Origin of the sequence: Spongiactinospora sp. TRM90649 (genome assembly GCF_029382225.1) — a bacterium.
GTDB lineage: Bacteria > Actinomycetota > Actinomycetes > Streptosporangiales > Streptosporangiaceae > Spongiactinospora.
The window spans coordinates 514,519-528,074 of record NZ_JARLTC010000002.1 but is presented as its reverse complement, the minus strand read 5'-3'; the positions used below and the strand labels follow the sequence as shown (position 1 = coordinate 528,074).

Genomic DNA, 13,556 nt, shown 5'->3' with positions numbered 1-13,556 from the left:
CGGAGAACCCGCATGTCCAGCCGGAAGAACGAAAGTGGGCGGCCAGAAAACGCCGCCCCGCGATTCGCGCGTCGCAATTTCCTGAAGACCTCGACGGTGGCCGCCGCAGCGGGTGCGAGCCTGCTCGCGGCGGCCCCGGCCGCGGCTCAGGACCGTGCACAGGCACCACCGACAGACACCGGCGGCCGGGGCCGCCGCTACGTCATCCGAGGCGGGGCGGTGATGTCGATGGACCCCAAGGTGGGCGACTTCGAGGTCGCCGACGTTCTGGTCGAAGGCAAGAATATCGCCGCGGTCGGACGTAAAGTCAATGCCCCCGGCGCGGATGTGATCGATGCACGCGGGCGCATTGTCATGCCAGGTTTCGTGGACACGCACCACCATTTGTTCGAGACGGCTGAGCGCGCGTTCCTTGCCAATGGCCTGCTACTCGACGACGGCTCGGGATCGCCGAGCGCGTTCCCGAACTATGGCCAGCACATTCTCCAGGGATTCGCGCGCGTGTACCGGCCGCAGGACGTCTACATCAATGAACTGTTCGCCGGACTCTCGCAGCTTGACGCGGGTGTCACCACGGTGCTCGACGTGTCGCAGATCCACCACTCCCCGGAACACACCGACGCGGCGATCCAGGCGTTGATCGACACCGGGCGGCGTGCCGCGTTCGGCTTCTTCGAGGGCGACGGCCGCGCCGGAGCCCGGTATCCGGAAGACGCCCGCCGCATCAGAGATCGGTGGTTCTCCTCGGACGACCAACTGGTGAGCATGGTCATGGGCGGCGAACTCCACCTCGGCAGGGAGGTGTACACCCGGTCCTGGGCGATCGCCCGCGAGCTGGATGTGAAGATCGCCGCACACTCGGTCGGCTCATGGGGGATGCGGCCCGTTTTCGACGACGTCGCCGAGGGCATCGGCGGAGTCCAGGTAGGGCCGGACAACCTTTTCATCCACATGACCGGCATGTCCGACCAGACCTGGAAGAGGTTCCGGGACGCCGGCGCTCAGGTCTCGCTCGCCGTACCGATCGAGATGGTCATGCGGCACGGTACACCGCCGATCCTCAAGATGCAGGAGCTCGGCATGGAGCCTTCGCTGAGCTCCGACGTCGAGACGACGATGGCCGCGGACCCGTTCACGCTGATGCGCTCCGCGATGAGCATGCAGCGGATGGTCGTCAACCAGATGGTGCTGGATCAGGGCGAGGGCGTGCCGCCGACCAACTGGCCGACGCCGGCCAAGGGCACGCCTGAGCTCCTCAACGTCCGCGACGTGCTTCGATACGGGACCATCGTCGGCGCCGAGCACCTCGGGCTCGGCGGCAGGACCGGGACGCTCACGCCCGGCAAGCAGGCCGACATCGTCCTGCTCGACGCCACCGCGCTCAACGTGGCCCCGCTCAACAGTGTGCCGGGGGCGGTGGTCTCGCTGATGGACCGCACCAACGTTGAGACGGTGATCGTCGCGGGCGAGGTCCGTAAGTGGCGGGGACGGCTGCTCAACGTGGACCTCAGCCGCCTGCGACGCGAGCTGGAAGCATCGCGCGACCACCTCTTCAAGGCGGCGGGCATCCGGCGGGACCTGTTCGCATACAGCTAGCCGGATGGTCGACGCCCTTCGGTGGAGGTGACGAGGGCGGCGGAGGTCGGTGGGGCGGGTGGGGTGGGGATGTCGGTCGGGTCGATGGGAATGGCGCGTCCACGGCTGTGCGGGCCGCCGCCTCGTGCGGGCTTCCCCCGAAGCCCAGCCCGAGCGCCGGGGGACTTGGCGAGAGCAGCCGGTTCAGTCAGCGGTGGTCATGGTCCTCGGTCACGGGCCCGGTGGGCCAGGTTCCGCCGGCCGAGGCCGGTGCCTACAGGTCGGTCAGGTCGACGGCCTCGGCCATCGCGCGGAAGCCGGCGTCGTTGGGGTGTACGGCGTCGCGCAGTGCCGGGGTGCCGTCGTAGATCGGGTTGAGCCGGTCGGGGTCGGCGGGGTCCGCGAGGACTCCGGCGAAGTCGACGACCCCGTCGTACTCGCCGCTCGTCAGGATCCACCGGTTGAGCCCGTCGCGTGCCTGCTCGCCCTGCTCGGTGAACACGCCGTAGGGGTTGCCCTTGAACGGCGTCACCGTGCCGCCGATGATCCGGATGCCGCGCGCGTGCGCCCGCCGGATCAGCGCCCGGTGGCCCTCGATCAACTGGGCCGCGGTCAGCGTGGGATTGGGCCGGTTGCAGTCCTTGCCGAAGACGATGCCGGGGATGTCGAACAGGTCGTTCAGCGCCTCGGAGACGATCACCGTGCGGACGCCGGGGCGGTCGAGGACGTCGCGCTGGAATCTGGTCTGCGCGCTCTCGCCGAAGCACCTGGAGTCGCGCAGGACGCGGTTGCCGCCGATGCCTGCGTTGACCACCGTCAGGTCGCGGCCCGATGCCCGCAGGCGCTCGGCGAGCTCGTCGGCGTAGGTGTTCTCGGCGTCGACGCTGGAGAAGGCGCCGTCGGTGATCGAGTCGCCCAGCGTGACCACGGTGCCGCGCCGGCCCGGCACCTCGACGCCGGTGAGGAAGTAGTACGACTCGGTCTTCTCGGTGAAGGCTCCGGGGCCGGTGTCGAAGCGGTGGTCGCCCGGCGCGCGGTAGGTGGTGTGGAAGGCCGAGACGTGCTGCGTCGCGGGGCCGGTGGGTTCGGCGAAGTACAGCGTGACCGCGAGCCGGTCCAGCGCCTTGGTGGGGAAAGGCGCGGGCTCGCTCACGAGTTCGCCGCCGGCCGGGATCCGGGGGTGCTTGAACCTCAGCGGTCGCACCGTGCCCGGCAGGACGGCCGCGCCGTCACCGGCCCGGGCCACGGTGGCGCCGGCCAGCCGGACGGGCGCCTTGCCGTACAGGTTGGAGAGCCTGATCCGGAGCGTCTTGCCGCCGCCGCTCACCCGCACGACCTGGCGCACGGACTGGTCGGCGAATCCCGTCTCCGCCCAGTTGGGGGTGAGCTCGTTCGGCTGCTGCATCGCCGCTCCCCAGGCGGCCCGCCAGGGGCCCCGGCCCGAGTCCCCAGAGTTCCGGCCCGACTCACGGCTGGTGGCGCTCGCGGACGGCGCGCACAGGCACGCCGCCGTCACGCCGGCCGCGACCACGGCGATCACGCGGCGAACGAACATGGCAACTCCTCTGATGCGAAAGAGGCGGGGTCTGAAACGACTAGTAAGCGCATCGGTTGATTAGACCGCAGAGCGCCAGAAATGCGGTGCTACTCGTTTACTGGGTCCTCACCCTAAAAGGGATGCGCAGGTGGCGACAGACCAGGACACGTCAACCGAGGGGCCGAATCACGCCAGACCGGATCATCTGAGGTGAAGCAAGTGACAGACTCGGGCTCGCCGCACCGCGGGACGACACCGCCCTATCTCCTGCGGCTGCTGCTCCAAGCGGCTCGTGAGGCCGGGGTGGCCGAAGAACGCCTCGCCCGCCTCCCCGGCGTCGAGTCGGCGGGGAAGGTCGGCATTCGGCTCCCGTCGGCCGTGGTGATGAAGATCTGGGAGACCACCGGCAGCGCGATCGACGCTTGGGGCGGCGGCACGCGGGTGGCGGGGCTGTGGCGGCGCGGCGATCTGTACGCCTGGGACTACCTGTGGAAGAGCGCGCCCACCCTGGGCGGCGCCGTCGTGGCCGCGGCCCGGAGGCTGGCCGCAATCCGGGATCCGATGGAAAGCGTGGCCATCACCGAGGGCGAGGACGGGCGCGTACGGGTCGGCTACCGCGTCCCGTTCCCCGACTTCCCCGGTGCGCCGCTGATCTCCGAGCTCGCGCTCGGGCTCATCCTCCAAGAGGCGCGAGCCGCCACGGGCCGCAGGCTCACGCCTGAGAGCGTCAGGTTCGCACACCGGGCGCGGGGCGATCGCGCACACCTGATCGAGTCCTTCGGCACGTCCGGGATCGACTTCGGCGCGGGTGAGAACGCGATCGTCTTCGATCAGGCGGACTGGTCCGCGCCGCTGCCCGAGGCGGACCCGACCCTTTTCGCGATCATGGAGGAGTTCGTCGAGACCTCGATCGTCACGGCGCGCCCCGTCCTCCGCTGGCTGGACAGGGTGCACGGGGAGATCGCCGAGGCCTTCCGGCAGGGCGGGCCGACCTTGGAGCGCGTCGCCCGGCGGCTGGCGATGAGTCCCCGGACGCTGCAGCGCCGCCTCCACGAGGAGGGCACCACCTGGCGCGACCAGCTCGAACACGTCCGGCACCTGGAGGGCGCGCGGCTGTTGCGCGAGACCGGCCTCGGTGTCGACGCGATCGCCGTCAGGGTCGGCTACAGCGACGTGCGTGCGCTGCGCCGTACGTTCCGGCGGGTCGAAGGCGTGACACCGAGCGTCTACCGCAGCGCGGAGCGACGGCACTGAACACCCCGGCATTCCCCGGCACCCCCCGGCCTCCACGGCCGGGTACGCGTCACTCGTCGCCGGTGAGGGCGAAGGAGCGGAGGCGCTGGCCGGACCAGACGACCGTGCCGACGGTGACCAGGACGATGGCGGTGACGGCGAAGCCGGTGCCGACGCTGGGCTTGGCGAAGAAGATGGAGTCGTTGAACTGGTAGGCGATGGTCTGGGCCCACTGCTGGATGGAGAAGTTGCGGGCGCCGGGCACGAAGTTGCCGACCACGCTCTCCCAGATGAGGGCGTAGGCGATGCCGATGGCCACGGCGTGCTTGGTGACGACCCCGAGCAGCAGGAAGAGCGCCACGTAGACGATGCCGCCGACGAACGCCCCGATGGCGAAGCCGAGGGCGATGCCGGAGTCGCCGCGGACGAGCAGGTACCCGGCGATGAACGTCGGGATGGCCCCGAAGACCGCGAGCAGCGAGGACGCGACGAGGAACTTGGTGGCGGCGATGGCCGGGCGGGAGATCGGCTTGGACAGCAGGTGCACGATGGTGCCGTCGTCGATCTCGGGGCCGATCACCCCGGTGCCCGCGATCAGGCCGAGCAGGGGGAGCATCGTGCCCACGCCGAAGACCTGCAGGAGCATGACGGCGGAGCGCTCGTCGGCGCTGTCGATCAGGCGCAGCAGTACGGCCAGCGCGATGAGCCCGGCCGGGAGCAGCAGCATGAGCCAGATCCGGCGGCGGCCGACGACCATCCGGTAACTGATACCGGCGACGGTGGTCATCTAGTCACTCCATTCGATCGAAGGCGCAGGCCGGGGGTCACGTCGCGCTCCTGGTGATGAGGTAGGAGAACACGCTTTCCAGGTCCTCGTCGGCGGGGGAGACCTGGAGGAGGTGGATGCCCGCGTCCTTGGCGGCGCGCGGGAGCAGCCGGGTGAAACGGGCGAAGTCCACCGCCTGGACCTGCAGGCCGGCGGCCGTGAGGGAGACCGCGCCGGAGGAGGGATCGGCGATGAGCAGGGCGGCCAGGGCCCGGTCGTCGCTGGAGCGGATGGTGAACAGGTGGGGCCGGTCGGTCATCCTGCGGCGGATCTCGCGGAAGTCGCCGGAGGCGGCGTGGCGGCCCGCGACCAGCACCTCGATGTGCTGGGCGACCCGTTCGACCTCCTCCAGGATGTGCGAGCTGAACAGGATGGTCTTGCCGGCGGCGCCCATCTCGCGGACGAGGTCCATCAGGTGGAGCCGCTGGCGCGGGTCCATGCCGTTGAACGGCTCGTCGAGCAGCAGCACGCGCGGGTCGTGGACCATGGCGGCGGCGACCTTGACCCGCTGGCGCATGCCCTTGGAGTAGGTCTCTATCCGGCGTTCGGCGGCGTCGAGCATCTCGACGGTCTCCAGGGCGCGCTTGGCGGCGTCCTCCGGGTCGGGCAGGCGGTGCAGGCGGGCGCTGGACAGCACGAACTGCCAGCCGGTGAGGAACCCGTAGACGGCCTCCCGCTCGGGGACCAGGCCGATCGAGCGGTAGACGTCGTGGTTGCGCCAGATGGGGCGCTCGTCGAGGGTGACGGTGCCGTTGGAGGGGGCGAGGAACCCGGCCATCATGTGCAGCAGGGTGGACTTGCCCGCGCCGTTCGGGCCGAGCAGGCCGGTGACGCCGGGGCCGATCGTCATGGTGACGTCGTTGACCGCGACGACGTTGCCGTACCAGCGCGAGACCTGCCGCAGTTCGATCCGTGCGGGCGCGGCGGCGGGCTTGGTGGTCACGCCTTCCGCGCCTTCCGTGGTGGTGGTCACGCCGAGGCCGCCTTCCGGTAGCGCAGGATCAGTACGGCGGCGGCCACCGCGGTCACCACGACGACGCCGAGCGCCGCCACCGGTCCGCCGAGGCCGTCGGGGTAGATGTTGCCCATTCCCGGGGGTCCGCCGGTCAGCCATACCTGCACCGCGTCCACCAGGTAGAACGGGTTGATCAGCAGCGCCCAGGAGGCCGGTTCGTCGCGGCTCATGGAGGACAGGACGCCCGCGAGCACCTGCGAGACCGCCGTGGCGAAGAGGTAGAACGCGATCACGGCGGCCACGCCGAGCCCCCGGCGCAGGGTGAGGGAGGCGATGGCGAGGCCCAGGCAGGCCAGCATCAGCGCGTAGACGATCGACACGCCCATGGTGGCCAGGTACTGGCCGGTCTTCGGCGGTCCAGGCAGGTCGGCCAGCATCTCGCCGATGAACATCACGGTCAGCGGGATCCACTGCAGGATCGCCAGCGCCATGGTCATCGCGGTGACCTTGGCGGTGACGTAGTCGCCGACGCTCACCGGCCGGGAGAAGTACAGCGGCAGGACCCGGAACCGCAGGTCGGGCGCGGTGATGGCGGGCGACTGGGTGGCCAGGAAGATGGCCAGCACGGCCGACATCGTGGTGGAGAACCCGGCGTAGGCGAACGGCTGCTGCTGGGCCAGCGTCATGGCGGCGACGGACACGACGGCGGGCATCATCATGATGCCCAGCAGGCCGAAGGGCATGATCTTCGCGCGGAAGCCGCGGCCGAACCCGAAGGCGCCGCGCAGGCTGTGCAGGGTCAGCGCGGCCCGCGCGCGGGCGTGGCCGAGCCGTTCGCCGTCGTAGTGGCGGAAGCCGATGTCGTGGATGACGCCGGAGGCCGCTTCGGGGCCCGGGGGCGCCGAGGTCATCGGGGTCGCGGGGGTGGCCGTCATACCGTCACGTCCTTCGCGGACGCCCGCCCGGCGTCCGCCGACTCGTCGATCTGGGCGCTTGAGCCGCGGAACACGTCCTCGATCCGCCTGCGGCCCTGCTCCATGCGGATCAGGGACAGGTCGAGGTCGCACACGGCGTCGCGGACGGCGTCGTAGGTCTCGGGGCCGCGGACCTGGATGGTGAGCAACCGGCCGGCGCCGCTGACGGCCTCGCCGCGCTGGGTCAGGCGCTCGGCGAGCGGGTGCCAGTCCTCCTCGACCTCGACGGTGACGCTCTGGGTCGCGCCGGTGAACTCGGAGATCGCCGAGGAGCGCAGCAGGCGTCCGCCGTCGATCACGATCACGTGGTCGCAGACGCGTTCCAGTTCGCCCAGCAGGTGCGAGGTGACCAGCACGCTGATGCCGAACTCGGTGCCGATCCGGCGGATCAGGCGGAGCATGTCGTCGCGGCCCTGGGGGTCCAGGCCGTTGGTGGGTTCGTCAAGGAAGACCAGACGGGGGTCGTGGACCAGTGCCTGGGCCAGCTTGACCCGTTGCTTCATGCCGGTGGAGTAGCCGCCGACGGAGCGGTAGCGCTCCTCGTAGAGGCCGACGTGGCGCAGGGTGTCGGCGGCGCGTTCCCGGGCGGCCGTGCGCGGCAGGCCGGACATCTGGGCCATGTGGACCACGAACTCGGTCGCGGACAGGTCGGGCGGCAGGCAGTCGTGCTCAGGCATGTACCCGACGGATCGCCGGATCTCGGCGCCCTTGGTGGCGACGTCGAGGTCGAGGACCCTGGCCGTGCCCGCCGTCGGTTCGAGGAGGCCGAGCAGGATCTTGATGAGCGTGGACTTGCCCGCGCCGTTGGCTCCCACCAGTCCGGTGACCCCCGGGGTGACCGTGACGCTGAGCGAGTCCAGCGCCGTCACCCGGGGGAAGCGTTTGGTCAATCCTTCGGTCGCGAGGATCGTCATGGGGCGGACTCTATCGCCGCGTGAGGGGGCCGGACCTCGTCCGAATGTACGATGTGCGGCTCATCCTCCGGATAGGTGGGGATCCTTGAGCTTCCTCCTTAGCTGGGTGGGGTAGCGGGCGCCGTAGCGCGCCCACAGCACGCGCTGGGCGTAGAGTGTGGCCGTACCGGAGATGATCATGCCGGTCACGTTGATGGCGACCTGGGCGACCGATCCGCCCAGATCCCCCCAGCGGCCGAGGGCGATGGCCAGGGCGGCGTAGCCCGCCGCGGGCACAGTGGTGACCGAGATGAAGACGCCGATCAGCGCGGACGACTTGGCCGCGGTGATGGACAGCACGCCCGCCGCCCCGGCCAGCAGCGCCACGATGAACGACCAGCGGTCGGGCTTGACGATGAACTCGACCGACGCGTGGGAGTCCAGCGATGTGGGTCCGATCCAGTCCAGCGCGTAGCTGACCAGCGCGCACACGAAGGTGACCGCGATCCCCACGCCGAACCCGGCGACCACGGTACGGCTCGCCCGCCCGATCAGCCGCAGGTCGCGGCGCAGCAGCCCGAAGCACACCGCCGAGATCGGCCCGAACTCGGGGCCGAGGACCATCGCGCCGACCAGCACGATCGGGGAGTTGATCACCACCGCGATGGCCGCGATCTGCGTGGCGATGGCGAAGAAGGCGAAGTACGCCCAGGTCATCTGGCTGTCATCGGCGACCCGCTGGGCCAGTTCCTCCCACACCACCGCGTCGTCGGGCTGACCGGGCGCCTCCGCCTCCGCGCGGTCGGCCGCGTCCGAGAGCACCAGGTCGAGCTTTTCGGCGGCGATCGACCCGGACTTGTGCAGTCCCATCTCCTTCAGCCGGTCGATCACGTCGTTGGCGGTCTCCCGAGTGACGTCGAACAGCAACACGTCGCCCTGCGGACGGCTGGCGACCCCGGGCATCACCACCAGGTTGACCACTCCGGGCGCATCCGACAGGTAGGCGACCGCCTCAGTGGTGTGCGAGGGCGGGCTGATGACGCGCAGATGCAGCACGCGACCACACTAGGCGCGCGTGCCATCCCAAATCACGCATCCCATGACACACGGCTGGGACACGGTGTCACGTACGTCGCAGCAGCACCCGCTGGATCGCGTGGTCGGGGCCCTTGCGCAGCACCAGCGAGGCCCGCGCGCGGGTCGGCGCGATGTTCTCCACCAGGTTGCGCTCGTTGACCTCGCGCCACACGCCGCGCGCGAACTCGGTGGCCTCCGCCTCCGACAGCTCGGTCAGCCGCCGGAAGTAGGACTTGGGATCGGCGAACGCGGTACGGCGCAGCTTGTGGAACCGGTCCACGTACCACTCGCGGACGTCTTCCACCCGGGCGTCCACGTAAATGGAGAAGTCGAAGAAGTCGTTCACCGCCAGCGAGGCGGGCGGCGCGGGCTGGAGCACGTTGAGCCCCTCCACGACCAGGATGTCCGGCCGCCGGACGGTCTGCGTCGCCCCCGGCACGATGTCGTACTCCAGGTGGCTGTAGACGGGGGCGTGGACCTCGGTGGCCCCGGCCTTGACGGCGGCGATGAACCGCACCAGCGCCCGCCGGTCGTAACTCTCCGGGAAGCCCTTGCGGGACATGATGCCGCGCTCTTCCAGGACCGCGTTGGGGTAGAGGAAACTGTCGGTGGTGATCAGCTCGACCTTGGCGTGCTCGGGCCAGCGGGCCAGCAGCGTGTGCAGCAGCCGGGCGGTGGTGGACTTGCCCACGGCCACGCTGCCCGCGATGCCCAGGATGTACGGCGGCGGCGCGCTCTTCTCGCCGAGGAAGGCGCTCACCGCGGCGCCGCGCTTCCTGGCCCCGGTGAAGTGCAGGTTGAGCAGCCGGGTGAGCGGCAGGTAGATGTCGGTGACCTCGGCAAGGTCGATCGGGTCGTCCACGCCGCGCAGCTCCGCGAGCTCCTCCTCCGTGAGGGTGAGGGGCGTGCTCTTGCGCAGATCCCGCCACTGGTCGCGGCTCAGCTCGACGTACGACGACGCCTCGACCGCGGTTGCCTCGGTGACCATGCCGGAAGCCTACTGACCGGCTCACCGGCGGAACGGGCCAGGGCGGGAATACGATCCAACGCGGAGGCCAACGCGGAGGTGGGGATGAGGCGACGTCGATTCCTCGCGGCCACCGCCGCCTTGGCGGTGGCCCCGGGGTGCGCGGGGCCGTACGGGGGCGTGGTGCGGGCGGGCCGTACCGGCGGGGCCACGCCCGCGCCGGGGTACGGGCCGCTGCGGGCCGTACCCGACGCCCGCGACGGCGAGGTGCGCCTGCACCTGCCGGAGGGCTTCTCCTACCGCTCGTTCAACGCGGCGGGCGAGCCGTTCACGCAGGGCGGCGTCACGCCGGGCAGACACGACGGCATGGCCGCGTTCCGCGGGCCGCGCGGCGACGCGATCCTGATCCGCAACCACGAGGTCAACGGCCCCGTGGGCGCGTTCGGCGACCCCGCAGACGCCTACGACCCCGTGGCCGGGGGCGGTACGGCCACGCTCCAGGTGACCCGTTACGGGCAGGTCGTCCGGTCCGGGCCCAGCCTGAACGGCACGATGATGAACTGCTCCGGCGGGCCGATGCCGTGGGGCGCGTGGGTGTCGTGCGAGGAGACCGTGAACGGCCCCGACGTGGGCGACGACGCCTCCGGCGGCGACAACACGCGGCTCACCCGTGCGCACGGCTACATCTTCGAGGTGCCGCTGCGCGGGCGCGCGTCGGGGCCGATCCGCTCGGCGGGCCGGTTCGCCCACGAGTCCGCCGCCTACGAGCCGCGCGAGGGTGCGCTCTACCTCACCGAGGACAACTTCGACTTCCCCTCCGGCTTCTACCGCTACCTGCCGCCCAAGAACCCGGCGCGGGCGGGCCGGATCCTGGACGGCGGGCGGCTGCAGATGCTCGCCGTGCGCGGCGAGCCGCGCGCCGACCTCTCCGGCGGCGTGGAGGTCGGCTCGACCTACCAGGCCGACTGGGTGGACATCGACGACCCCGACCCGAAGTTCACCGGCAGGCCGGACAACGCGACGGCGGTGCAGGCCGTGGGCCGCCAGGGCAGGGAACAGGGCGCGGCGATCTTCGCCCGGCTGGAGGGCGCGGTCCAGCACCACGGCACGATCTACTTCACCTCCACCCAGGGCGGGGCCACGGCGGAGGGCGACACGCCGCCGAGCGGGTTCGGCGACGGCCGGGGCCAGGTCTGGGCCTACGAGACCTGGCACGGACGGCTGCGGCTCGTCTACGAGTCGCCCCGGGCGATGACCCTCGACCTGCCGGACAACATCACCACCAGCCCGCGCGGCACGCTGGTGCTCTGTGAGGACGGCTCCGGCGGCAACTACCTGCGCGGGCTCACCTCCGGCGGGCGGATCTTCGACTTCGCCAGGATGCGGCCGGTGCAGGGCGACCCGGACGCGGAGTTCGCCGGGTCCACCTTCGGGCCGGGCGGCCACACCCTCTATGTCAACGTCCAGTCGAAGCGGGGGGCGACGTTCGCGATCTGGGGCCCCTGGCAGCGCGGCGACTTCTGAATCCCGGCGACCACCGCCCCGGCGACTTCTGGTGACCGGCGACTTTGGCCTTCGGTGCCTCGTCAGGCCGTAGGCTTGGCCGGTGATCGTGGGAATCGGGGTCGACGTCGTCGACGTCGCGCGGTTCGCCGCCACCCTTGAGCGCACGCCCGCCCTCGCCGCGAGGCTGTTCACCGACGGCGAGCGCGGCCTGCCGGTGCACTCGCTGGCCGCCAGGTTCGCCGCCAAGGAGGCGGTGGCCAAGGCCCTCGGCGCGCCGCCGGGGTTGCGCCACCTCGACGCCGAGGTGCACGTGGCCGAGCACGGCAGGCCGCTGCTGCGCGTGTCGGGCCGGGTGGCCGAGACCGCCGAGGCCATGGGCGTGCGCCACTGGCACCTGTCGCTGACCCATGACGGCGGTGTCGCCATCGCGTATGTGATCGCCGAAGGATAGCCCGGCGAGATAGCTTCGACATCATGCGCACCGCGTACACCAGCGACCAGATCCGAACCGCCGAGCGGGCCCTGATGGCCCGCCTGCCCGAGGGCACGCTCATGCGGCGCGCGGCGGCCGGGCTGGCCGCCGCCTGCGCCGACCTGCTGCCCAGGGTCTACGGCTCCCGCGTGGCCGTGCTGGCGGGCGGCGGTGACAACGGCGGAGACGCCCTGTACGCCGGGGCGCACCTGGCCCGGCGCGGCGCGCGAGTCGACGCCCTCCTGGCCGGGTCGCGCACCCACGAGGGCGGGCTGGCCGCGCTGCTGGCGGCGGGCGGGCGCGTGAGCGGGCACCGCGAGGGGCGAGACGCCCTGGGCCGGGCCGACATGATCATCGACGGGCTGATCGGCATCGGCGGGTCGGGCGCGCTGCGCGAGCCGTACGCGGGGCTGGCCGCGGTGGTGAACGACGCGCCCGCCACCGTGGTGGCCGTGGACGTGCCGAGCGGCGTGGACGCCGGCACCGGCAGGGTGGACGGCGCGGCGATCCGCGCCGACTTCACGGTGACCTTCGGCGGCTACAAGACGGGCCTGCTGGTCGATCCGGGGGCCGCGCACGCCGGGGCGGTGGCGCTCGTGGACATCGGGCTCGGGCCGTACCTGCCGGAACCCGAGATCGAGGTGCTGGACGACGACGACGTCGCCGCGCTGATGCCCAGGCCGGACCGGGAGTCCGACAAGTACCGCAGGGGCGTGGTGGGCATCGTCGCGGGCGGCGACAGGTTCACCGGCGCGGCGGTCCTGTCCGTGGCGGGGGCGATCAGGTCGGGGGCGGGCATGGTCCGCTACGCCGGTCAGGCCGCTCCGGTCTCGGTGGTCAGGGAGCGGTGGCCGGAGGCGGTGATCACCACGCTCGCGGCCGGCGAGGGCGTCGAGCGGGTGGGGCGGGTCCAGGCGTGGGTGCTCGGCCCGGGGCTCGGCACCGACGACGACGCGCTCGCGGTGGCGGAGTCGGTGCTCGCGCGCGACGAACCGGTGGCGGTGGACGCCGACGCGCTGACGCTCGCGGCGGCCACGCCGTCCCTGCTGCGCAGAGACGCCCCTACGCTGATCACCCCGCACGCGGGGGAGCTGTCCCGGCTGATCGGGGTGCCCAGGGAGCGGATCGAGGCGGCCCGGCTCGAACACGCCCGCGACGCGGCGGCCGAACTCGGGGTGACCGTGCTGCTGAAGGGCTCCACGACCGTGGTGGCCGAGGCGGGCAGGGCGGCGCGGGTCAACCGCACGGGCACGCCGTGGCTGGCCACCGCGGGCACCGGCGACGTGCTGTCCGGCATCGTCGGCACGCTGCTGGCGGGCGGGCTGAGCTGCTTCGACGCGGCCTGCTGCGCGGCCTACCTGCACGGCGCGGCGGCCCGGCTGGCGGCCGACGGCGCGCCGCTGGCCGCCGCCGACGTGGCCGCGGCCCTGCCGGGAGTCCTGCGGCTGCTCATCTGACCGGCTCGTCTGGCCGGGCTCGCCTGACCGGCTCGGCTGACGGCTCCGCCTGACCGATGCGAAAGGCTCGGCGTGGGCCGTGCC

12 protein-coding genes are annotated in these 13,556 nt (G+C 71.7%); 5 read left to right on the top strand and 7 right to left on the bottom strand.

Annotated features, from left to right (window positions below; genetic code table 11):
* The first annotated feature begins 12 nt into the window (after nucleotides 1-12).
* A complete protein-coding gene (locus P3X83_RS02495) occupies nucleotides 13-1,596 on the top strand; it encodes an amidohydrolase family protein (protein WP_277302818.1) in 1,584 nt (527 codons plus the stop codon).
* A 253-nt stretch (nucleotides 1,597-1,849) separates the two neighbouring features.
* Here P3X83_RS02495 and P3X83_RS02490 read toward each other — a convergent pair whose 3' ends face one another.
* A complete protein-coding gene (locus tag P3X83_RS02490; protein WP_277302817.1) occupies nucleotides 1,850-3,130 on the bottom strand; it encodes an SGNH/GDSL hydrolase family protein in 1,281 nt (426 codons plus the stop codon).
* 201 nt (nucleotides 3,131-3,331) lie between these two features.
* Here P3X83_RS02490 and P3X83_RS02485 point away from each other — a divergent pair, with 201 nt between their 5' ends.
* Complete coding sequence (locus tag P3X83_RS02485) at nucleotides 3,332-4,366, top strand: AraC family transcriptional regulator (RefSeq protein WP_277302816.1); 1,035 nt, start codon at nucleotides 3,332-3,334, stop codon at nucleotides 4,364-4,366.
* A gap of 49 nt (nucleotides 4,367-4,415) precedes the next feature.
* On the opposite strand, the gene P3X83_RS02480 is transcribed toward P3X83_RS02485, so the two are convergent.
* From P3X83_RS02480 to coaA, 6 genes are all read right to left on the bottom strand, one after another.
* A complete protein-coding gene (locus tag P3X83_RS02480; RefSeq protein WP_277302815.1) occupies nucleotides 4,416-5,132 on the bottom strand; it encodes an ABC transporter permease subunit in 717 nt (238 codons plus the stop codon).
* A 37-nt stretch (nucleotides 5,133-5,169) separates the two neighbouring features.
* Entirely contained in the window at nucleotides 5,170-6,081 is a 912-nt protein-coding gene (locus tag P3X83_RS02475; RefSeq protein ID WP_277303503.1) for an ABC transporter ATP-binding protein, read from the bottom strand.
* Between the two features lie 59 nt (nucleotides 6,082-6,140).
* Entirely contained in the window at nucleotides 6,141-7,061 is a 921-nt protein-coding gene (locus tag P3X83_RS02470) for an ABC transporter permease (RefSeq protein ID WP_277302814.1), read from the bottom strand.
* Entirely contained in the window at nucleotides 7,058-8,014 is a 957-nt protein-coding gene (locus tag P3X83_RS02465) for an ABC transporter ATP-binding protein (RefSeq protein WP_277302813.1), read from the bottom strand. The genes P3X83_RS02470 and P3X83_RS02465 overlap by 4 nt, the downstream gene beginning before the upstream one ends.
* Nucleotides 8,015-8,074: 60 nt before the next feature.
* Nucleotides 8,075-9,049 (bottom strand): DUF389 domain-containing protein, encoded by a 975-nt coding sequence (locus tag P3X83_RS02460; protein WP_277302812.1) that lies wholly within the window; start codon nucleotides 9,047-9,049, stop codon nucleotides 8,075-8,077.
* Between the two features lie 67 nt (nucleotides 9,050-9,116).
* Entirely contained in the window at nucleotides 9,117-10,058 is a 942-nt protein-coding gene (gene coaA, locus P3X83_RS02455; RefSeq protein WP_277302811.1) for a type I pantothenate kinase, read from the bottom strand.
* A gap of 84 nt (nucleotides 10,059-10,142) precedes the next feature.
* Here coaA and P3X83_RS02450 point away from each other — a divergent pair, with 84 nt between their 5' ends.
* The 3 genes from P3X83_RS02450 (at nucleotide 10,143) to P3X83_RS02440 (ending at nucleotide 13,472) form a co-directional block, all read left to right on the top strand.
* Entirely contained in the window at nucleotides 10,143-11,561 is a 1,419-nt protein-coding gene (locus P3X83_RS02450; protein ID WP_277302810.1) for an alkaline phosphatase PhoX, read from the top strand.
* Nucleotides 11,562-11,643: 82 nt separating this feature from the next.
* Entirely contained in the window at nucleotides 11,644-11,994 is a 351-nt protein-coding gene (locus P3X83_RS02445; protein WP_277302809.1) for a holo-ACP synthase, read from the top strand.
* Nucleotides 11,995-12,017: 23 nt separating this feature from the next.
* A complete protein-coding gene (locus P3X83_RS02440) occupies nucleotides 12,018-13,472 on the top strand; it encodes an NAD(P)H-hydrate dehydratase (RefSeq protein WP_277302808.1) in 1,455 nt (484 codons plus the stop codon).
* Nucleotides 13,473-13,556: the final 84 nt, after the last annotated feature.